The sequence below is a fragment of the Faecalibacterium sp. BIOML-A1 genome, from assembly GCF_009679715.1.
In the GTDB taxonomy this organism is placed as follows: Bacteria; Bacillota; Clostridia; order Oscillospirales; family Ruminococcaceae; genus Faecalibacterium; species Faecalibacterium taiwanense.
Genome location: NZ_WKZJ01000012.1, coordinates 1 through 20,517 on the forward strand (window position 1 = coordinate 1; position 20,517 = coordinate 20,517).

At 56.6% G+C, this 20,517-nt stretch carries 19 protein-coding genes, 4 tRNA genes and 1 pseudogene; 16 read left to right on the top strand and 8 right to left on the bottom strand.

The window, feature by feature from the left end:
- Positions 1–112: 112 nt before the first annotated feature.
- Both GKG36_RS11845 and GKG36_RS11855 read left to right on the top strand, forming a co-directional pair.
- Positions 113–188 (top strand) — tRNA-Lys (locus GKG36_RS11845).
- Between the two features lie 741 nt (positions 189–929).
- Positions 930–1,005 (top strand) — tRNA-Lys (locus GKG36_RS11855).
- 162 nt (positions 1,006–1,167) lie between these two features.
- Here GKG36_RS11855 and GKG36_RS11860 read toward each other — a convergent pair.
- The 3 genes from GKG36_RS11860 to GKG36_RS11870 form a co-directional block, all read right to left on the bottom strand.
- Positions 1,168–1,368: a hypothetical protein gene (locus GKG36_RS11860; RefSeq protein WP_154260902.1), complete on the bottom strand. Its 201-nt coding sequence runs from the start codon at positions 1,366–1,368 to the stop codon at positions 1,168–1,170.
- Positions 1,355–1,627 carry a hypothetical protein gene (locus tag GKG36_RS11865; RefSeq protein WP_154260904.1) on the bottom strand — a complete coding sequence of 91 codons (273 nt, stop codon included), beginning with the start codon at positions 1,625–1,627 and terminating at the stop codon, positions 1,355–1,357. The genes GKG36_RS11860 and GKG36_RS11865 overlap by 14 nt, the downstream gene beginning before the upstream one ends.
- A gap of 134 nt (positions 1,628–1,761) precedes the next feature.
- Positions 1,762–4,023, bottom strand: coding sequence for a glycogen/starch/alpha-glucan phosphorylase (locus GKG36_RS11870; protein WP_154260906.1), 2,262 nt, complete (start codon positions 4,021–4,023; stop codon positions 1,762–1,764).
- 258 nt (positions 4,024–4,281) lie between these two features.
- Between GKG36_RS11870 and GKG36_RS11875 the strand changes: the two genes are divergently transcribed.
- Positions 4,282–5,139: an AraC family transcriptional regulator gene (locus tag GKG36_RS11875; RefSeq protein WP_154260908.1), complete on the top strand. Its 858-nt coding sequence runs from the start codon at positions 4,282–4,284 to the stop codon at positions 5,137–5,139.
- A gap of 60 nt (positions 5,140–5,199) precedes the next feature.
- On the opposite strand, the gene GKG36_RS14870 is transcribed toward GKG36_RS11875, so the two are convergent.
- Positions 5,200–5,346, bottom strand: a complete 147-nt coding sequence (locus tag GKG36_RS14870) for a hypothetical protein (protein ID WP_243139088.1) — start codon at positions 5,344–5,346, stop codon at positions 5,200–5,202.
- Here GKG36_RS14870 and GKG36_RS11880 point away from each other — a divergent pair.
- Positions 5,288–5,839, top strand: a complete 552-nt coding sequence (locus GKG36_RS11880; RefSeq protein WP_343252081.1) for a 4-alpha-glucanotransferase — start codon at positions 5,288–5,290, stop codon at positions 5,837–5,839. The genes GKG36_RS14870 and GKG36_RS11880 overlap by 59 nt on opposite strands.
- A 113-nt stretch (positions 5,840–5,952) precedes the next feature.
- Here the strand turns inward: GKG36_RS11880 and GKG36_RS11885 are convergent.
- Positions 5,953–6,096, bottom strand: a pseudogene (locus tag GKG36_RS11885) (hypothetical protein); the annotation flags it as partial.
- Positions 6,097–6,294: 198 nt separating this feature from the next.
- Between GKG36_RS11885 and GKG36_RS11890 the strand changes: the two are divergent.
- Positions 6,295–7,026 carry a GntR family transcriptional regulator gene (locus GKG36_RS11890; RefSeq protein ID WP_173012970.1) on the top strand — a complete coding sequence of 244 codons (732 nt, stop codon included), beginning with the start codon at positions 6,295–6,297 and terminating at the stop codon, positions 7,024–7,026.
- Positions 7,027–7,071: 45 nt separating this feature from the next.
- On the opposite strand, the gene GKG36_RS11895 is transcribed toward GKG36_RS11890, so the two are convergent.
- Positions 7,072–7,635 (bottom strand): GNAT family N-acetyltransferase, encoded by a 564-nt coding sequence (locus GKG36_RS11895; protein WP_154260914.1) that lies wholly within the window; start codon positions 7,633–7,635, stop codon positions 7,072–7,074.
- Positions 7,636–7,874: 239 nt separating this feature from the next.
- On the opposite strand from GKG36_RS11895, the gene GKG36_RS11900 reads away from it, so the two are divergent.
- Positions 7,875–9,392, top strand: a complete 1,518-nt coding sequence (locus tag GKG36_RS11900) for a sodium/proline symporter (protein ID WP_154260916.1) — start codon at positions 7,875–7,877, stop codon at positions 9,390–9,392.
- A gap of 135 nt (positions 9,393–9,527) precedes the next feature.
- Here the strand turns inward: GKG36_RS11900 and GKG36_RS11905 are convergent, their stop codons facing one another.
- Together GKG36_RS11905 and pckA are read right to left on the bottom strand one after the other, a co-directional pair.
- Positions 9,528–10,190: a helix-turn-helix transcriptional regulator gene (locus GKG36_RS11905; RefSeq protein ID WP_154260918.1), complete on the bottom strand. Its 663-nt coding sequence runs from the start codon at positions 10,188–10,190 to the stop codon at positions 9,528–9,530.
- Between the two features lie 150 nt (positions 10,191–10,340).
- Positions 10,341–11,945, bottom strand: coding sequence for a phosphoenolpyruvate carboxykinase (ATP) (pckA, locus tag GKG36_RS11910; RefSeq protein WP_097774186.1), 1,605 nt, complete (start codon positions 11,943–11,945; stop codon positions 10,341–10,343).
- A 511-nt stretch (positions 11,946–12,456) separates the two neighbouring features.
- On the opposite strand from pckA, the gene GKG36_RS11915 reads away from it, so the two are divergent.
- The 10 genes from GKG36_RS11915 (at position 12,457) to GKG36_RS11960 (ending at position 20,399) form a co-directional block, all read left to right on the top strand.
- Positions 12,457–13,089 (top strand): hypothetical protein, encoded by a 633-nt coding sequence (locus tag GKG36_RS11915; protein ID WP_154260920.1) that lies wholly within the window; start codon positions 12,457–12,459, stop codon positions 13,087–13,089.
- An 88-nt stretch (positions 13,090–13,177) separates the two neighbouring features.
- Positions 13,178–13,252 (top strand) — tRNA-Glu (locus GKG36_RS11920).
- 41 nt (positions 13,253–13,293) lie between these two features.
- A tRNA-Asn gene (locus GKG36_RS11925) sits at positions 13,294–13,370 on the top strand.
- Positions 13,371–13,676: 306 nt separating this feature from the next.
- Entirely contained in the window at positions 13,677–14,738 is a 1,062-nt protein-coding gene (trpS, locus tag GKG36_RS11930; protein WP_097781017.1) for a tryptophan--tRNA ligase, read from the top strand.
- A 156-nt stretch (positions 14,739–14,894) separates the two neighbouring features.
- Complete coding sequence (locus GKG36_RS11935; protein ID WP_005938331.1) at positions 14,895–15,656, top strand: SDR family oxidoreductase; 762 nt, start codon at positions 14,895–14,897, stop codon at positions 15,654–15,656.
- 317 nt (positions 15,657–15,973) lie between these two features.
- Positions 15,974–16,783 carry a gluconate 5-dehydrogenase gene (locus tag GKG36_RS11940; protein WP_097777087.1) on the top strand — a complete coding sequence of 270 codons (810 nt, stop codon included), beginning with the start codon at positions 15,974–15,976 and terminating at the stop codon, positions 16,781–16,783.
- 103 nt (positions 16,784–16,886) lie between these two features.
- The gene (locus tag GKG36_RS11945) at positions 16,887–17,231 is read left to right on the top strand and encodes a cupin domain-containing protein (RefSeq protein WP_005938337.1); all 345 of its coding nucleotides are present in this window, start codon (positions 16,887–16,889) and stop codon (positions 17,229–17,231) included.
- Positions 17,232–17,276: 45 nt separating this feature from the next.
- Positions 17,277–17,912: an RpiB/LacA/LacB family sugar-phosphate isomerase gene (locus tag GKG36_RS11950; RefSeq protein WP_097781014.1), complete on the top strand. Its 636-nt coding sequence runs from the start codon at positions 17,277–17,279 to the stop codon at positions 17,910–17,912.
- A gap of 12 nt (positions 17,913–17,924) precedes the next feature.
- Positions 17,925–18,332 (top strand): DUF1622 domain-containing protein, encoded by a 408-nt coding sequence (locus GKG36_RS11955; protein WP_097774183.1) that lies wholly within the window; start codon positions 17,925–17,927, stop codon positions 18,330–18,332.
- A 321-nt stretch (positions 18,333–18,653) separates the two neighbouring features.
- Positions 18,654–20,399: an ammonium transporter gene (locus GKG36_RS11960; RefSeq protein WP_097781013.1), complete on the top strand. Its 1,746-nt coding sequence runs from the start codon at positions 18,654–18,656 to the stop codon at positions 20,397–20,399.
- Positions 20,400–20,517: the final 118 nt, after the last annotated feature.

A 20,517-nucleotide genomic window follows, 5' to 3' on the forward strand; every position in this document is an offset into this window, starting at 1 on the left:
ACACAGAAGTTAAGCTCACTTGTGCCGAAGATAGTTCGCTGGAAACGGCGCGTGAAAATAGGTAGTCGCCGACTTGAGTTATCAGAATGAAGAAACCGCATTCTGATAATATGCACCTCTAGCTCAGTTGGTAGAGCAACTGACTCTTAATCAGTGGGCCCAGGGTTCGAGTCCCTGGAGGTGCACCAGATATTGAACGCCAAATCGTAAGATTTGGCGTTCTTTTTTGTTATGTAACCCCGAAAAATCGGGGCTTGCACGGTCAATGCACGGTTTTTGCACGGTTGGTGTTTTCATAGGAATCCTCTGCATGGGCTGGAATTGCTTTGAAATGCGTGGTAAATTTTGCATTAGGTCAGCAGAGCCAGACGGAGCTGCGCCTTTACTTCGGGGTCTGCATTCTTCAGCAGTTCCAGCAGAGCGGTCACAGAATCGGTCATGTAACTCAGAAGGTTCTGACCGCTCANCGTTCTTTTTTGTTATGTAACCCCGAAAATTCGGGGTCTGCACGGTCAATGCACGGTTTTTGCACGGTTGGTGTTTTCATAGGAATCCTCTGCATGGGCTGGAATTGCTTTGAAATGCGTGGTAAATTTTGCATCAGGTCAGAAGAGCCAGACGGAGCTGCGCCTTTACTTCGGGGGCTGCATTCTTCAGAAGCTCCAGCAGAGCGGTCATAGAGATGGTCGGTTCGCCTGCAGCGGGTACAGCCTGCGGGCTGGGGCTTTCGGACTTAGCATAGAAGCTTTCCTCGAACTTCCTGCCCAGCTCTACACGGGAGGATTGCTGGATATGCGCATAGGTGTTCACCAGCATATCCGCCGTAGCGTGTCCTGCGGTGCCCTGAACGGCCTTCACATCGCCGCCAGAGATCATCAGCTGATAGGTGGCACTGGAATGNGAATGAAGAAACCGCATTCTGATAATATGCACCTCTAGCTCAGTTGGTAGAGCAACTGACTCTTAATCAGTGGGCCCAGGGTTCGAGTCCCTGGAGGTGCACCAGATATTGAACGCCAAATCGTAAGATTTGGCGTTCTTTTTTGTTATGTAACCCCGAAAAATCGGGGCTTGCACGGTCAATGCACGGTTTTTGCACGGTTGGTGTTTTCATAGGAATCCTCTGCATGGGCTGGAATTGCTTTGAAATGCGTGGTAAATTTTGCATTAGGTCAGCAGAGCCAGACGGAGCTGCGCCTTTACTTCGGGGTCTGCATTCTTCAGCAGTTCCAGCAGAGCGGTCACAGAATCGGTCATGTAACTCAGAAGGTTCTGACCGCTCAGCTGCGGCAGATGGAGGAAAGCAGAATAAGTAAAAGACGGGGTGCTGTGCATTTGTGCAGCACCCCGTCTTTTATTTGTGTTCATCTGCGCCCGGCTCATAGAGCAGCTCCAAATAGGGGTGCTTCCGGATGGCGGTAACCACCTCATCCAGAAAGAGAGCGCACAGGTCGTTGATCCACGGTTTCAGGTACTTATAAAGCAAAAGATAGGCGGTACGCTCTGGCGGTGGGTCTTCCGTGATGGGACAGCAGCGTAGATTCGCATTCTGTAGCAACATCATTTCGGCGGTTTCCTGCGTGGTGATGGTCCATGTCTGCGGGTCGCGCAGAAATTCTGGCAGCATAGAGTTTGTGCCGATAGAAATTTTGCGTACAGTAGATTTTGGAAATCTTCTTTGATGCCGCAAATCGTAGGCGGTGCCCATGGTTAGATAGATCTCGTCCTGCGGCAGAAGATCAATAAAATTGCGATAATAAACTATTCGCCCAGATGCCAGATGTCGCGGTCGTACTCGGCAATGGTGCGGTCGGAGGAGAACATGCCCGCTTTGGCAATGTTCACCAGACACTTGCGCCGCCAGCCTTTCGGGTCGCAGGCGTAATCGCTGAGGGCCTGCCCCTTGCGCACAACGTAGGCGTTGAAGTCCGGCAGGGTCTGGAACCAGTCTTTATGGATCAGCTCGTTGTGCAGGCGGGTCAGGTTTTCGGCGTGACCGGCGGCCAGCATCTCCGGGCCGGTGAGGAAGTTGATGGCGCGGCGGATGTTGGCATCGCCCTCCACCCACTGGGCGGGGTCGTAGTCGCCCACGGCGTAGCGGTGGATGACCTGATCGGAGGTCTGGCCGAAGATATAGATGTTCTCCTCGCCCACCTGCTGGCTGATCTCCACATTGGCACCGTCCATGGTGCCCAGCGTCAGCGCGCCGTTCAGCATGAACTTCATGTTGCCGGTGCCGGAAGCTTCCTTGGAGGCAAGGCTGATCTGCTCGGACAGGTCGCAGGCGGGGATCAGCTTTTCGGCGGCGGTAACGTTGTAGTTCTCCACGAACACCACCTGCAGCCACTTGGACACTTCCGGGTCTGCGGCAATGACCTTGGACAGGGTCAGCAGCGCATGGATGATGTCCTTTGCAATGGTGTAGGCAGGTGCCGCCTTGGCACCGAAGATGCTCACCAGCGGAGCAGCGGGCAGGTGCCCGGCCTTGATCTCGTAGTACTGATGGATGAGGTACAGCAGGTTCAGCTGCTGGCGCTTGTACTCGTGCAGGCGCTTGGACTGGATATCGAACACAGCATCGGTGTTCACACTCACCTTCTGGGTGCGCAGCAGCCAGTCTGCCAGTGCTTCCTTGTTGGCCTTTTTCACAGCGGTCAGCTGCTCCAGTACAGCTTCGTCGTCAGCAAAAGCCAGCAGCTTTTCCAGCTCGGTGGCATCCTTACGGAAGCCGGAGCCGATGTGCTGTTCCAGTGCGGCGGTCAGGCGGGGGTCGCATTCCAGCAGCCAGCGGCGGAAGGTGATGCCGTTGGTCTTATTGTTGAACTTTTCCGGATACAGCTCGTAAAAGCCGTGCAGCTCGGATTTTTTCAAAATCTCGGTGTGCAGCGCCGCCACGCCGTTGGTGGAGTGGGTGAAGTGGATGTCCATGTGGGCCATGTGCACCCGGTCGTCCTTGTCGATGATGGCAAGGCTCTCGTCCTTGGTGCGGGTGCGGGCCAGTGCGTCCAGCTTTTCGATAATGGGCATTAGCTGGGGCACCACGGTATCCAGATAGGCGCGGGGCCACTTTTCCAGCGCTTCGGCCAGAATGGTGTGGTTGGTGTAGGCGCAGGTCTTTGTGACGATCTTTACGGCTTCCTCAAATTCGATGCCCTTTTCGCCCAGCAGCCGGATCAGCTCCGGGATGACCATGCTGGGGTGGGTGTCGTTGATCTGGATGGCGGCGTAGTCGGCCAGATCATGGTAATCGCAGCCCCGGGCGGCACACTCGGCCAGAATGAGCTGGGCACCGGCAGAGACCATCAGGTACTGCTGGTACACCCGCAGGCGGCGGCCTGCCTCATCGGAATCGTCCGGGTAGAGGAAGAGGGTCAGGTTCTTGTCGATGGCAGTTTTATCGAAGGCAATGCCGTCATGGACGATGCTCTCATCGATGGTGTCAAGGTCAAACAGGTTCAGGGTGTTGGTGCGGCCCTCGTAGCCGGTAACGGCCAGCTTGTACAGCCGGGCAGTGTATTCCTTGCCCGCCAGCTCCACCGGGTAGGTGATGTCGGTCTTTTCTGCCCAGCTGTGGGCGGTGAGCCACGGGTCAGGCTTTTCGTTCTGCACGCCGTCCTCAAAGGACTGGTGGAACAGGCCGAAGTGATACCGCAGGCCCACGCCGTCGCCGGGCAGGTTCAGCGTTGCCAGAGAGTCGAGGAAGCAGGCAGCCAGACGGCCCAGACCGCCGTTGCCCAGAGAAGGTTCCGGCTCTACCTCTTCGATATCGGAAAGGCTCTTGCCGACGGCAGCCAGTGCATCGCGGGCTTCATCGTACAGTCCCAGATTGATGAGGTTGTTGGACAGCAGCTTGCCGATGAGAAATTCGGCGCTGATATAGTACAGCTTGCGGCCGGTGACCGGCTGCACACGGTCGGCGCTCTTCTGCCGGACGAGTTCCAGCAGCGCGAGATACAGCTCCTGATTCGTGCAGTCTGCCAGCGGCGTGCCCGTGAGACCCTGTAACGTTTCGGTAAAGCTCATAAATGCATCCTCCTTTGTTAGGGTGTATCTGAAAAGTCGAAAATAGAGTCTGTTTCTACAAGCACAGCCGGATCTTGCGTGAAACAGCCTTGGATCCCACTTGTGCTTGCGAAATATTCGTCATTTTCTTTGTTTTCAAATACACCTTGCGGAAAACAGGTTTGACATCTGTACTTCCAGATATACCACATAAAACAATCAAAATCTTGCCTAAAAAGCGCAGACTGTGGTACAATCCTATCATCGGGAGGTGAAACGATGCAAAATCAGGCATCTTTGCAGGAGACCAAGCAGCATGGTGCCGTGCGGTTTCCCTTCAATCTGTATCCCTGCACCATTCCGGAGGACTTTCCGCAGGTGGCGCTCCACTGGCAGGAGAGCATGGAGCTGGTCTTTGTCAAGCGGGGCACAGGACTGGTGCAGGTGGGCGCTGAGAGCTGCCAGGCCCGCATGGGGGACATCTTTATTTTTACGCCCGGCACCCTCCATGCCCTGCGGCAGGCCGAAGGGCAGTGCATGGAATACGAAAATATCATTTTTGAGCTGGAGCTTCTGGGCGGCGCAGAGGACCTTTGTGCCGAGAAATATCTGCTTCCGCTGCAAAGCGGGCGCCTGTCGCTGCCTGCGCGGCTGACCCCGAACGATTTGTGCTATCTGCAGGCCGCCGCCTGCCTGCGGGAGGTGGAGGATGCCAACCGCGCCAAGCTCCCCGGCTACGAGCTGCAGGTCAAGGGGGCATTGCTGCGGTTTCTTGCCCTGCTCCTTGCACAGGGCCGGCAGCGGCTTGCCGCCGAGACAGCCGACACCCAGCGGCTGAAAACGCTCCTGCAATGGCTCTCGGCCCATTATACCGAGGAACTCCGGGTCTCCGATGCCGCCGGGGTCTGCTCCTTCAGTGCCAGCCACTTCATGCGGTGGTTCCGGCAGATGACCGGGCAGAGCTTTGTGGCCTTTCTGAACGAGTTCCGGCTCAACGCCGCCGCCGAAGCGCTGCAGGCCACGGATGAGACGGTTCTGACCATCGCTTCCCGGTGCGGGTTTGAGAACCTCTCCTATTTTAACCGGGCGTTCAAGGCGCACTTCGGCATGACACCCCGGGAGTACCGGAAAAAATAAGCAAAACGAGGCCGTTCTGCCTCTCTGGAAATGAGAGGAAACGGCCTCGTTTTTTGCACATCAGATCTCCGGCGGCGGGCAGCAGCTTTCCCGTACGATGAGCTGATGCGGCACGATGATCTTGGTGGCCAGCAGGTTGGGGTTCTCGATGTGGTTGATCGAGCTGTTCCGTGCCGTGGAGCAGGCATTGGGCAAGCGGGAGATCATTGCGGAGGATCTTGGTTATATGAGCGAGACGGTCCGTCAGCTGGTGCGGGACAGCGGCTTCCCCGGCATGAAGGTGCTGGAATTTGCCTTTGACTCCCGGGACACCGGCAGTGCCAGCGACTATCTGCCCCACAACTACCCGGTGAACAGCGTGGCCTATACCGGCACCCACGACAACGAGACGCTGGTATCGTGGTATCAGACTGTCACCGATGCCGAGCGCGCCATGGTGCGGGACTATCTGTACGACTACGCCACCCCGGAGGAGCAGCTCTATAAAAGCATGATTGCACTGATCCTGCGCAGCGCAGCGGCGACCTGCATCGTTCCCATGCAGGACTGGCTGGGGCTGGACAACTCTGCCCGCATCAACAAACCCTCCACCGTGGGCCAGAACTGGCGCTGGCGGCTGAAAAAGACCCAGCTGACAAAGAAGCTTCAAAAGGAGATCTGCCAGCTGACCACCCGCTACGGCCGGATGAACTGGGCGTGACAGTATAGTGTTCTGGACTTGATTTTGGAAAGTTTATTGCAGAATAATGGCAGAAGTAATACTTATTCAAAAATAAAAATGACAAAGAGCAAATAAAAAAGTACAGAATATGGATCGGCCCGGTCGAACAGCTGGTTCACATAGTCCTTCTGGGGGATGCCGATGGTCCACAGGCTGTACTTGTCATCCATGGGGATGATGCCCTTTGCCATCATGGTATTCACCACCGGGATGTGCAGCCGGTCGGTGCCCACTTGGCCGGTGATGGCCACCAGCGGCGCACCGTTCGGATAGGAGTGCGCGAGGCGCACCACAAAAAAGCACGAAGCAGCAATGCTTGGTGCTTTTTCTTTTTGACATGTGCCGCGGGATGCTTTATAATAAGAATGATTTCGGATGTCTGCGGGGCGGTGCGCCCTGCGGTAAAATTACGGCAAGCAAAAAAGGAAACCGCTATGAGAGAAGAAAAAGCCGTCAGCCTGCCGCTGCTGCTGGACCCGCGCAGGCCGGAGGAAAACAACCGCGCCTATGCGTACCGGATGCTGCGCAAGAATATCATGACATTGCAGTTGCAGCCGGGCTGTCAACTGAGCGAAGCCGACCTGTGCGAGCAGCTGACGATGAGCCGCACGCCGGTGCACGAAGCGCTGATGATGCTGAAGGGCGAATGGCTGGTGGATGTTCTGCCGCAGCGCGGCAGCATCGTGTCCAAGATCAGCATTCCGTACCTGAACGAGGGCTTTGCCATGCGCCGCATTCTGGAGCCGGCGCTGCTGCGCGGTCTGGCCGGGAAACTGACGCCGGAGCAGCTGGACGAATTCCGAGCCCTGCTGGACCGGCAGAACACCGACCTGTACCTTGATCAGGATGCGGCGGATGATTTTTTCATCTCGCTGGACAACGACTTCCACCGGCTGTTGTACCACGATTCCGGTTATGACCGTATCTGGGAAGCCATGCACAACGTCACTTCCCACATGGACCGCGTGCGCTATCTGGACTCGGCCCTTTGCCGGGGAAATATCGCTTCGGTGCAGAAAGAGCACGTGCAGATCTTTGTCTATCTGCGCGACGGCCTGCCGCCGCAGGTGGACGCGGAAGCGCTGTTTGAGCATCATCTTGGCATGTACCGCGAAAACTTTGCCCAGATCTTGGAGCGGTTCCCGGATTTCTTTTTGAAAAAGTAAAAAACACCCGCTGTCATGGCCCGGTAAGGCTGACAGCGGGTGCTTTTATTCGTAATGATAGGCCTTTACGGCGGGCTGATCGGCTTTGTGCTCCCCAATGATCTTTTCCATCCACACCATATCGTACCAGCGGCCGAACTTGTAGCCGCAGTTGCGGAAGGTGCCGCACAGCGCAAAACCGAGATGCGCGTGGAACTGGGCGCTGTTTTTGGTCAGGTATTCGTCCTCTACCTGCGGGAAGCCGATGCAGGCATACAGGTTCAGAATGCCCATATCCTTTAAACGGTCCGCCAGTGCTTCGTACAGCATCCGGCCCATGCCGCACTTCTGGGCGTTGTGGTCCAGATAGATGGTCAGCTCGCAGGCCCAGTCATAGGCGGCGCGGCCCACAAAGGCTCCGGCGTAAGCGTAGCCCTCGATGCGGCCATCCTTTTCAATGACCAGATACGGATATTTTTGCATCGTGTGCCGCATCCGGCCCTCGAACTCGGCGAGCAACGGCACGGTGTATTCAAAAGTAATGACCGTATGCTCCACATACCATGCGTAAATTTGCAGAATGCGCGGCGCATCGGCAAGTGCGGCGTTGCGGATGGTGATCTGTGCCATGATACAACTTCCTTCCCTATGGATCTGGCCCGATTATAGCACGCGGCAGAGGTGTTTTGCAATTTGCCCGGCGGGTAAGGGTGACGGATTTTAGGCCTGCTTTGCCAGATTTTCTGGTCAAAGCCGTAAAAATGGCACTTTGTGCTCCGGAATTGTGCAAAAAGCTTGCAGGAATGCTGGTTTTTGTGGTATTATTAACAATATATTCCCATTGTGGGGAAGAGAGAGGGGTAATCTGAATGATCAACATCTGCATCATCGCCACCATTGTGATCTATCTGGTGGGAATGCTGCTGGTTGGCTTTGTGTACAGCAAATCCAACGAGGACAGCAGCGATTTCTATCTCGGCGGCCGCAAGATGGGCCCGCTGGTCACGGCCATGAGCGCCGAAGCCAGCGATATGTCCAGCTGGCTGCTGATGGGTATGCCGGGTCTTGCATACCTCACCGGCATCGCATCGCCGGGCTGGACGGCCATCGGCCTTGCCGTGGGCACGTGGCTCAACTGGCTCATCGTGGCCCGCCGCCTGCGCCGCTACTCGGCCAATCTGGATGCCATCACGGTGCCGCAGTTCCTTTCCCTGCGGTTCCATGACCAGCGCAACCTGCTCAACGCGCTGGGCGCGGTCATCATCATCGTGTTCTTCATCCCGTACACCGCTTCCGGCTTTGCCGCCTGCGGCAAGCTGTTCAACAGCCTGTTTGGCGTGGATTACATGGCGGCTATGATCCTGTCCGCTGTGGTCATTGTGGGCTACACCATCATGGGCGGCTTCCGCGCTGTGTCTACCACCGACCTGATCCAGTCCGTTGTCATGAGCATGGCGCTGATCGCGGTGCTGGTGTATGGCGTCAACGTGGCAGGCGGCTGGGACGTGGTTCTGGACAACGCCCGCAGCCTGCCCGGCTACCTGACCATGGCTGCAAGCCACAATGCGGCAGACAACACCGCCACCTCCTACAGCCTGCTGGACATCGCGTCCACGCTGGCATGGGGTCTGGGCTACTTCGGCATGCCCCACATCCTGCTGCGCTTCATGGCCATTGAGGACGAAAAGAAGCTGGTGCTCAGCCGCCGCATTGCAAGCGTGTGGGTGGTCATTGCCATGACCGCTTCCATCGTCATCGGCATGGTGGGTCTGGGCATGACCAAGGCGGGCGCACTGGAGTTCCTGAGCGGTTCTTCCAGCGAGACCCTAATCGTGCGCGTGGCCAGCCTGATCGCTCAGCACGGCGTGCTGGCAGCCATTCTGGCAGGTCTGATCCTTGCCGGCATCCTTGCCGCTACCATGTCCACCGCCGACAGCCAGATGCTGGCAGCGGCCTCCAGCGTATCCCAGAACATCCTGCAGGAGTTCGGCCGCATGAAGCTGACCGAGAAGCAGAGCCTGTTCGCCGCACGCCTGACCATCATCTGCATCAGCGTGGTGGGCGTGGTGCTGGCCCGCGACCCCAACTCCAGCGTGTTCGGCATCGTCAGCTTTGCATGGGCCGGCTTTGGCGGCTCCTTTGGCGCAGTGGTGCTGTGCTCCCTGTTCTGGAAGCGCTGCAACTGGCAGGGCGCACTGGCCGGTATGCTCTCCGGCGGCCTGATGGTCTTTGTATGGAAGTACATCATCAGCCCGCTGGGCGGCGTGTTTGGCATCTACGAGCTGCTGCCTGCCTTCCTGATCTCTCTGGTGGTCTGTGTTGTGGTGAGCCTTGTCACCCCGGCACCCTCGGCAGAGATCGAGGCAGAGTTCGACGCTGCCAAGTAAAAACGATTTAAAATGCCCTCCGCTGCGCTCTGGGCATAGCAGCGGAAAAATGATTGATGCTTATGCAAAAGAGCAAAGCCGGCGGGCTTTGCTCTTTTGCTTTTTCACGGGTGGGGACGCAGAGGAAAGCGGCATTTAATTCAAAAGGATCAGCCATGCTTCGCAGCATGGAAGCAGAAATCCAAAACAGAAAAAGAACAGAAGATCCAGCACGAGCCGCATCAGACGGGTAAGCGGCGTGCCGAGAGACATGGCGTGAATGATAAAAAGATTCACCTCACCCCAGCGCCGGTAGTAACCAGTTTGCTCAAAATTGTTCCAGAGCTCAAGAGATAGAAATTCAAATCCGGCAAACAATGGAAAAATGACCAGGGAGGACATCCAGCCGTCGGCCTGAAGCGAACCATCGCTGAGAGTCCGCCAGTGCACAGCTAATCTGCCTGGACAGGCAAAAATTCCCCACAGGGCAAGTGCAATGCTTAATGCAAGAAGAGCAGTACGCACAGAACGCCAGTCTACAGTGTGCTGGCGGCGCAGCATGGTGAAAAAATCTTCCAGAGGAACGGGAGGAGTGTCATCTTTTTGACGGGAGTCATGACAGTGCATCAGGTCAGCGAGGGTCAGGCCCAGCACATCGGCCAGCGGCTCCAGCGTGTTGATGTCTGGCAGCCCGATGCCGCGTTCCCAGCGGCTGACGGCTTTATCCGTAACGTGAAGCTGCTGAGCCAGTTCGGCCTGCGTCATGTTCCGCTCCCGGCGCACTTGTGCAAGGAATGCACCAAATTCTTTTGCATCCATTCTGCTCACATCCTTTTCCACAGGATAACACAGAAATGTGGAAAACACAACCGACGGAGCGTTTACCTGCCGGTCTGCAAAACAAAAAGGACGTGCTCCCTTGCGGGAACACGTCCTTTTTTATCGCTTCAGTATCAGGCAGAGATCAGCTTACAGCTGGGGGCCGGCAGAGACTAGAGCCTTGCCGTGCTCGTTGCCCTCGTACTTCTTGAAGTTCTTGATGAAGCGGCTTGCCAGATCCTTGGCCTTCTCTTCCCACTGGGAAGCGTCAGCATAGGTGTCGCGAGGATCCAGAATGCCGGTGTCCACGCCGTTCAGCACGGTGGGAACCTCGAAGTCGAAGTAGGGGATCTTCTTGGTGGGCACATTGTTGATGTCGCCGTTCAGGATGGCGTCGATGATGCCGCGGGTATCCTTGATGGAGATGCGCTTGCCGGTGCCGTTCCAGCCGGTGTTGACCAGATAAGCCTTAGCGCCGCTCTTCTGCATCTTCTTGACCAGCTCCTCAGCATACTTGGTGGGGTGCAGCTCCAGGAAGGCCTGGCCGAAGCATGCAGAGAAGGTGGGGGTGGGCTCGGTGATGCCGCGCTCGGTGCCTGCCAGCTTTGCAGTGAAGCCGGACAGGAAGTAGTACTGGGTCTGCTCGGGGCTCAGGATGGAGACCGGGGGCAGAACGCCGAATGCGTCAGCAGACAGGAAGATGACGTTCTTTGCAGCGGGTGCAGAAGAAATGGGGCGGACGATGTTCTTGATGTGGTTGATGGGGTAGGACACACGGGTGTTCTCGGTAACGCTCTTATCGGCGAAATCGATGTGGCCCTCGGCATCCAGAGTGACGTTTTCCAGCAGAGCGTTGCGCTTGATGGCGTTGTAGATATCGGGCTCGGAGTCCTTATCCAGGTTGATGACCTTTGCGTAGCAGCCGCCCTCGAAGTTGAACACGCCGTTGTCGTCCCAGCCGTGCTCGTCATCGCCGATCAGCAGACGCTTGGGATCGGTGGACAGGGTGGTCTTGCCGGTGCCGGACAGACCGAAGAAGATGGCGGTGTTCTCGCCGTTCAGGTCGGTGTTGGCAGAGCAGTGCATGGAAGCCATGCCCTTCAGCGGCAGGAAGTAGTTCATCATGGAGAACATGCCCTTCTTCATCTCGCCGCCGTACCAGGTGTTCACGATGACCTGCTCCTTGCTGGTGATGTTGAACACAACAGCAGTCTCAGAGTTCAGGCCCAGCTCCTTGTAGTTCTCAACCTTGGCCTTGGATGCGTTGTAGACAACGAAATCGGGCTCAAAGTTCTCCAGCTCCTCAGCGGTGGGCTTGATGAACATGTTGGTGACGAAGTGTGCCTGCCATGCAACTTCCATGACAAAGCGGATGGCCATGCGGGTATCCTTGTTGGCACCGCAGAATGCATCCACCACGTACAGGCGCTTGTTGGACAGCTCCTTCTGAGCGATGGCCTTCACAGCAGCCCATGCTTCCTGAGAAGCGGGGTGGTTGTCGTTCTTGTACTCGTCGGAAGTCCACCACACGGTGTCCTTGGAGTTCTCGTCCATAACGATGAACTTGTCCTTGGGAGAACGGCCGGTGTAGATGCCGGTCATAACGTTCACAGCACCCAGCTCGCTGACCTGGCCCTTTTCGTAGCCTTCCAGACCGGGCTTGGTCTCTTCCTCGAACAGCTGCTCGTAGGAGGGGTTGTACACGATCTCAGTCGTGCCGGTAATGCCATACTTGGTAAGATCCAACTTTGCCATATTCGCTATACCTCTACTTTCGTTTGATCCATACGTCCTGTATAGGGCACAGCGTTTCCCGGCGGGCCGGGCGCTGCGCAGAAGGCTTGCAGTTTGTAAATGCAAATTCTCCTGTATACCATTATACATAAAAGTATCCCGAAATCAATAAACGAATCGTGCTATTTGCAGAAAAGAAACAAATTTCATTAAGAAATTTAACTGCCTGAAACAATTTCAGGAAACAAAAGCAGGGGACGAGACCTGAAAAAATAAGGTGGAAAGGCAGAAAAACAATTTTTTGATAAAATTTTGACGAGCTGGGATGCATGAAAAACCGAGCACAAAAACGGCCCTTCCCGCAAAACGGCGCGGCAGGGAAGAGCGGAACAGGATCCACAGCCCGATTTGTGCAAAATTTACGAGATTTTGACGATTTTTATGACAAAGAAGCTTTGCCTGTGGTATACTGTATCTGACAAAAGGACAGCCCCGCTTTTTCTGTGTGCTACATATAAAAAGGAAAAAGATCATGAAGACCATCTACATCCTGCTCACCCGGTCGGGTACCCTGCTTTCAAACCTTGTTTACGCTGTTACCGGTGCAAATTATACCCACGCTTCGCTGGCTTTTGACGAAGACCTGAGCTGCCTGTACAGCTCTACCCGCAAAAACGGCTATACCATGTTCCCGGCAGGGCCCAGCAGGGAATACCTGAACCGGGGTGTGTTCCGTCTGCGGGAGAACGTGCCCTGTGCACTGTATGCGCTGGATGTGAGCGATGAAGCCTACACCCGTGCCCGCCGCCGTGCCGAGCACATGATGGCCCACGGCAGCCTTTACCAGTTCAACGTTATCGGTCTTGCGCTCTGCGGGATGCATATCCGCTGGAAGCGCCGCCGGCACTATTTCTGCTCCCAGTTCGTCAGCGAGGTGCTGGAAAAGAGCGGTGCCATGGAGCTGCCCAAGCACAGCACCCTGATGCACCCGAACGACTACACCCGGCTGGAAGAGCTGCGGTGCGTATACAAGGGTACACTGGCCGGCCTGCCGCAGCGCCAGCAGATGGAATTTGACCAGAACGATACGGTGGTCGGCGTATATCTGGGGCTGGCGCTGGGCCTGTTCCACACCGGCGCGGCCCGAGTGCGGAAGATTTTTTGAAAAAATTGAATTTTTGTGTTGACAAAGCAGGCGTGCTATGCTAAAATAGCCAAGTCGGGAGCGAACACCCGATGCAAAATGGACGTATGGCCCGTTGGTCAAGCGGTTAAGACAGAGGCCTCTCACGCCTTTAACATCGGTTCGATTCCGGTACGGGTCACCATTTTATAGTAGTAAAACGGTCATGTGCCGTTTTATATAAATGCCTCTTTAGCTCAGTCGGTTAGAGCACCTGACTGTTAATCAGGGTGTCGCCTGTTCGAGTCAGGCAAGAGGCGCCAGCAAAGCGATGGAAGTTTTCCATCGCTTTTTTCTTTTTCTCCGGCCGCTTTTGTTGACAGAAAATGCGAGGCGGGATATACTTAAAGCGTGTTTTAGAATTGAAAATTTGTTGGTGGGCGGATGCTTTTAAGGGCAGCATCCTCGCCCTCTCAGGCGCATTCGCGCCAGCTCCCCCAAAGTGGGAGCCTTTGGCAGTCTACACGAAGTATACCGTTATGCCAAGGCCTCTCCCTTTGGGAGAGGTGGATTTGCGGAGCAAAGACGGAGAGGGCGAGCCGCCTTCCGGCAAAATAAAGGAGAACATCATGAAAAAAATCATTCTGACCGGCGACCGTCCCACCGGCCGCCTGCATGTGGGTCACTATGTCGGTTCCCTGAAGGAGCGGGTGCGCCTGCAGAACTCCGGCGAGTACGATGAGATCTACGTTATGATCGCCGATGCACAGGCCCTGACCGATAACGCCGACAACCCGGAAAAGGTGCGCCAGAACATTCTGCAGGTGGCGCTGGATTATCTGGCCTGCGGCATCGACCCCGCCAAGACCCATATTTTCATCCAGTCCATGGTGCCGGAATTGACTGAGCTGAGCTTCTACTATATGAACCTCGTCACCGTGAGCCGCCTGCAGCGCAACCCCACCGTCAAGAGCGAGATCCATATGCGCAACTTTGAGACCAGCATCCCGGTGGGCTTCTTCTGCTACCCCATCAGTCAGGCTGCGGACATCACCGCCTTCCACGCCACCACCGTGCCTGCCGGTGAGGACCAGAAGCCCATGATCGAGCAGTGCTGCGAGATCGTGCGCAAATTCAACGCTGTTTACGGCGATACCCTGACCGAGCCGGAGATCGTGCTGCCCCAGAACGCCGCCTGCCTGCGCCTGCCCGGCACCGACGGCAAGGCCAAGATGAGCAAGAGCCTTGGCAACTGCATCTACCTGTCCGAGGAACCGGAGGACATCAAAAAGAAGGTCATGTCCATGTACACCGACCCCAACCACCTGCGTGTGCAGGATCCCGGCAAGGTGGAGGGCAACCCGGTGTTCATCTATCTGGATGCCTTCTGCCGCCCGGAGCACTTTGCCGAGTTCTGGCCGGAATACCAGAACCTCGACGAGGTAAAGGCACACTACCAGCGCGGCGGTCTGGGCGACGTGAAGGTGAAAAAGTTCCTGAACAGCGTCATGCAGGCCGAGCTGGAGCCCATCCGCACCCGCCGCAAAGAGTGGGAGCAGCGCCTGCCCGAGGTGGTGGAGATCCTGAAGGAGGGCAGCGCTTATGCCGAAAAGACTGCCGCCGCCACGCTGGCCGAGGTGCGCAAGTCCATGCGGATCGATTACTTCGACAACGACAACCTGTTGAAATAAAATCTATGAGAGTGTCCGGGATGCCGCAGGTGTTCCGGACACTCTTTTTATAGTTTACGAAAATTGCATAGAAAATGCGGTCAAACTGTGTTAAAATAGGGGCAACAAGTACAGAAAGCCCCCGCTCTGGGGGCGAGAGGAAAAAGGAAAATCACCATGCAAAAGACCATCTGGATCACTGGCGCAAGCTCCGGCATCGGGCAGGAGTTTGCACGCCGCTATGCAAAGCTGGGCTGCCGGCTCATCCTGACCGCCCGCCGCACCGACCGGCTGGAAGCGCTGGCCGCAAAACTGGGCACGCCCTGCCGCATCCTGCCTGCCGATCTTGCAAAGGAAGAGGACTGCCAGCGCCTTTTCAAGGAGCTGGAGGGGGAGACCATTGATATCTTTATCAACAACGCGGGCTTTGGCGTGTGCGGCAGCTATCTGGAGACCGACGACGCCCGGGAAGAGGAAATGATCCGGGTGAATGTGGAAGCCATGGCGCGGCTGTTCCGCTTTGCGGTGCGCAGGATGCACGCGGCAGGCGGCGGCACCATCCTGAACGTGGCGTCCTCGGCGGGGCTGCTGCCCGGCGGGCCCTATATGGCGGGCTACTATGCCAGCAAGGCCTATGTGGTCAGCCTGACCCGGGGCGTTGCCCGGGAGCTGCAGGAGCTGCACAGCCCGGTCTACGTGTGTGCGCTCTGCCCGGGGCCGGTGGATACCGAGTTCAACGACCGGGCGGGGGTGGTGTTTGCCCTCAAGGGCATCACGCCGGAGTTCTGCGTACAGGAAGCCATGCACGGCATGATGCACCGCAGGATCATCATTGTGCCCTCGGCCTTTATGCGGGCATGCACCACGGCGCAGAAGCTGCTGCCTGCCTCCCTGCTGATGCCCATTGTGGCACGGCAGCAGAAAAAGAAGCTGGGATGATATTCTGGATGGCTCAATATGGCTCTTGTCAACAAGCCCAAATTTTTCCGCCGAAATTGTGCGCACCGCTAATGACTGAAACCGTGTATACAAGAAAAACCCGGGTTTTTGCAGCTTTGCACGACTTTTCACGAAAAAATTTCCCGGAAAATTAAAAATACAGCAAAAATGCAGAAGAAAATGCCTTGACAGAGCCCAAAAAGAATGTTACCCTGTATACAAGAAGGATGCTAAAACCGAGAGTTCAGCTTTGGGCATCCTGCAAGGCAAGAACGGGGCTTCCCCGCAAAGGAACAATTTGATTGGAGGACTCTATTATGGCACAGTGCACTCCCAAATCTTTTGATCTGACCGGCAAGGTCGCGCTGATCACCGGCGCATCTTATGGCATCGGCATGGCTATTGCAAAGGCAATGGCAGCCAACGGTGCAACCATCGTGTTCAACGACATCAAGCAGGAGCTGGTGGATAAGGGCATCGCTGCTTACGAAGAAGCAGGCATCAAGGCTCACGGCTATGTCTGCGACGTGACCGATGAGGATGCCGTCAACGCTATGGTGGCAAAGATCACCGAGGAAGTTGGCCACATCAACATTCTGGTCAACAACGCCGGTATCATTAAGCGCATCCCCATGACCGAGATGAGCGCTGCTCAGTTCCGTCAGGTCATCGATGTTGACCTGAACGCTCCCTTCATCGTGGCAAAGGCCATCATCCCCGACATGATCGCACAGGGCGGCGGCAAGATCATCAACATCTGCTCCATGATGAGTGAGCTGGGCCGTGAGACCGTCTCCGCCTACGCTGCAGCCAAGGGCGGCCTGAAGATGCTCACCAAGAACATCGCTTCTGAGTACGGCGCATACAACATCCAGTGCAACGGCATTGGACCCGGCTACATCGCTACCCCGCAGACCGCACCTCTGCGCGAGATCCAGCCCGACGGCAGCCGTCATCCCTTCGACCAGTTCATCGTTGCCAAGACCCCCGCAGGCCGCTGGGGCGAGGCAGAGGATCTGGGCGGACCTGCTGTCTTCCTGGCATCCGAGGCTTCTGACTTTGTCAATGGCCTGATCCTGTACGTCGATGGCGGCATTCTGGCTTACATCGGCAAGCAGCCCCAGTAATGGCTGAGGATATCCCAAAGGACTGAGCACGGCGGCAGCCGGGCAGGCTTTGCCTGCTGGCTGCCGCTTTTTGTGTTTGTATGGGAAAGGATGTTGTGTTATAATGGAAAAACAGCATAAAGACGCAGTATGGGTGCCCCATGCCGAGATCGAGCCGGAGGTGTGCGGCAAGGGCGTAAAGCGCCGCATTCTGGCCTACAGCAAGGATGCCATGTGCGTGGAAAATACCTTTGAAACCGGCGGTGTGGGTGCCATGCACTGCCACCCGCACACGCAGGTCACCTACATCGTCTCCGGCCGCTACCGCTTTACCATCGGCGACGAGACCCGCGAGGTGGGCCCCGGCGACACCCTGCTCAAGCAGGACGGCGTGATGCACGGCTGTGTGTGTCTGGAAGGCGGCGTGATGCTGGACTTCTTTACCCCCATGCGCGAGGACTTTGTATAACACCTGCACCTGCAGGAGAAGATCATAAAAGGAGAAGAAACTACTATGAAGATTGCACTCATCAACGAGAACAGTCAGGCCGCCAAGAATGGCATCATTGAAGCTGCCCTGAAAAAGGTGGTGGAGCCCATGGGCCACGAGGTGGTCAACTACGGCATGTACGCTGCCGACGATGCTGCCCAGCTGACCTATGTGCAGTGCGGCATTCTGGCTGCCATCCTGCTGAACAGCGGCGCAGCCGATTACGTCATCACCGGCTGCGGCACCGGCGAGGGTGCCATGCTGGCTCTGAACAGCTTCCCCGGCGTGATCTGCGGCCATGTGGAGGACCCTGTGGATGCCTACACCTTTGCCCACGTGAACGACGGCAACGCCGTTGCCATGCCGTTTGCCAAGGGCTTCGGCTGGGGCGGTGAGCTGAACCTTGAGTACTGCTTCGAGAAACTGTTCGGCTTCGGCCACGGTCAGGGCTACCCCAAGGAGCGCGTGGAGCCTGAGCAGCGCAACAAGAAAATTCTGGACGGCGTGCGTGCCGCTACCTTCAAGCCGCTGATCGAGTGCCTGAAGAGCATCGATCAGGACCTGCTGAAGGGCGCTGTGGCCGGTGCAAAGTTCAGCGAGCTGTTCTTCGCCTCCTGCAAGGACGAGGAGCTGGCAGCATACGTCAAGACGCTGCTGTAAGAGGATGCTGCTATGGGCTGGCTTTATCATCTGAACGCAGGCATTACCCATGGACTGGAAGGCTTTCTGGAGACCGCAGTGCCCATGATCGCGGGCCTTGCCGAAGTGATTGGTCTGTTTATCATCGTCACCAGTCTTATCAAGGCCACCTACCACTATGTGCGGGCGACCTTCTTCCATGACCACCATGATTTCCACCACGAGATGAGCAGCGGCCTGACCACGGCGCTGGAATTCCTGATGTCGGCGGAGATCGCAAAGACCTTCCTTTTGCAGAATCTGGAGTCGGTGGTGCCGTTGGCTGCCACCTTTGCACTGCGCGCCATGATGAGCTTGATGCTGCACTGGGAAATGCAGGGCGGACACCGCTCCGGCCGCAAAAAAGCGGAAAACGACACAGAAGCGGAAAAGAATGACTAGTGCGCAGCTGAAAACAGAGTTTTGCCAAACTTTTGCCGTGATAACTTTCTTTGCGTTGTGAAAAACGTAAAACCTTGACATGAGCCCTTGACACTTTTGCACAAAGGGACTATACTCTTGCCATCGAAAGCAAAGGCGCTGACGGAAGAGATTCCGCCAGCGCCTTTTGTGTTTTCGGGGATATTGCCGCTCGGGGGAGGATAGAGGGTCTCCTGAGTGCAAATGAAGCGTTCCTGCGTGCGATCGGCACGGGGAACACCGCACACGCCAAAAGGTTCTGGTGGCCTTGCGGCATCACATTCGTGGGAGGTATGAAAAGTTATGTTCAGCTCCATCAACACCTGTTGGACGCTCGTGGGAGCGTTCCTTGTCTACTTCATGCAGGCGGGCTTCGCCTTGTGCGAAGCCGGTTTCACCCGTGCCAAGAACACCGGTAATATTCTGATGAAGAATATGATGGACTTCTGCATCGGCACCCCGTGCTACTGGATCATCGGCTTTGGCCTGATGTTCGGCGGCACCGGCGCACTGATCGGCGGCTTCGACCCGTTCATTCAGGGCGATTACAGCCATCTGGGTCTGGATATCCCGCTGTGGGTCTACATCGTGTTCCAGACCGTGTTCTGCGCAACGGCTGCCACCATCGTTTCCGGCTCCATGGCCGAGCGCACCAACTTCAAGGCTTACTGCGTTTATTCCGCTGCGATCTCGCTGGTGGTCTACCCCATCTGCGGCCACTGGATGTGGGGCGGCGGCTGGCTGCAGAGCATGGGCTTCCATGATTTTGCAGGCTCTGCAGCAGTCCACAATGTGGGCGGTGTCATCGCTCTGCTGGGCGCATGGATGCTGGGTCCCCGCATCGGCAAGTACGACAAGAACGGCAAGCCTCATGCCATTCCCGGCCACAACCTGACCGCCGGTGCTCTGGGCGTGTTCATCCTGTGGTTCTGCTGGTTCGGCTTTAACGGCGGTTCTTCTCTGAGCCTTGCCACCGACGAGGCCATGACCATGACCGGTCTGGTCTGTTTCAATACCAACCTTGCTGCAGCCGTTGCCACCTGTGTGACCATGATCTTCACCTGGCTGCGCTACGGCAAGCCCGATGTTTCCATGACCCTGAACGGTTCTCTGGCCGGTCTGGTGGCGATCACTGCAGGCTGCGATACCGTTTCTCCCTTCGGCGCATTCTTCATCGGCTTTGTGGCCGGCTTGCTCGTTGTTCTGAGCGTTGAGTTTTTCGATAACATCGCCAAGGTGGATGACCCTGTTGGTGCAGTTTCCGTCCACTTTGCAAACGGCGTGTGGGGCACCATTGCGGTGGGCCTGTTCTCCACCGGTGCCAACACTGAGCACGCAGGTCTCTTCTACGGCGGCGGTCTGGCACAGCTGGGCACCCAGTTGCTGGGCCTCGTTACCGTTGACATCTACGTTGTCGTTGTGATGTTCATTATCTTCAAGCTCATCGATAAGTTCATCGGCCTGCGCGTTCCCGCAGAGGTGGAGATCGACGGTCTGGATATCCACGAGCATGGTCTGGCATCCGCTTACGCTGGTTTCTCCATCTCCGATGCAAACTCTGCTGCCATGGTGCCCAACGAGAACACCGACCTCGGCGAGGACGATGTGACCAAGGCCACCGACAAGCAGATCAGTGCTGCCGTTCCTGTGGTGCGCGAGCCTTCGCCCGTGATCCACGATGGCGTGTACGACACCGGTATGCACAAGGTGTCCATCATTGCAAAGCTTTCCAAGTTCGATCAGCTCAAGACTGCCCTCAACGATCTGGGCGTTACCGGCATGACCGTCACGCAGGTGATGGGCTGCGGCATCCAGAAGGGCACTTCCGAGAAGTACCGCGGCGTGCCTGTGGATACCACCCTGCTGCCCAAGATCAAGGTGGAGGTGATCGTCTCCAAGATCAGCGTGGACGCTGTGGTGGAGGCCGCCAAGAAGGCACTGTACACCGGCCATATCGGCGACGGCAAGATCTTTGTGTACAACGTGACCCGCGTGGTCAAGATCCGCACCGGCGAAGAGGACTTTGCCGCCCTGCAGGATGTGGAGTAAAGCTCCAAAATTCTAACAGCTGTCCCGCTGCGGTGCAGGTGCACCGGCACGACACCGGCCTCTGTACAGCGGCGTGATATACGCGTTTGCGTCAGCAACGAAAGCTCCAGTGGAGCTT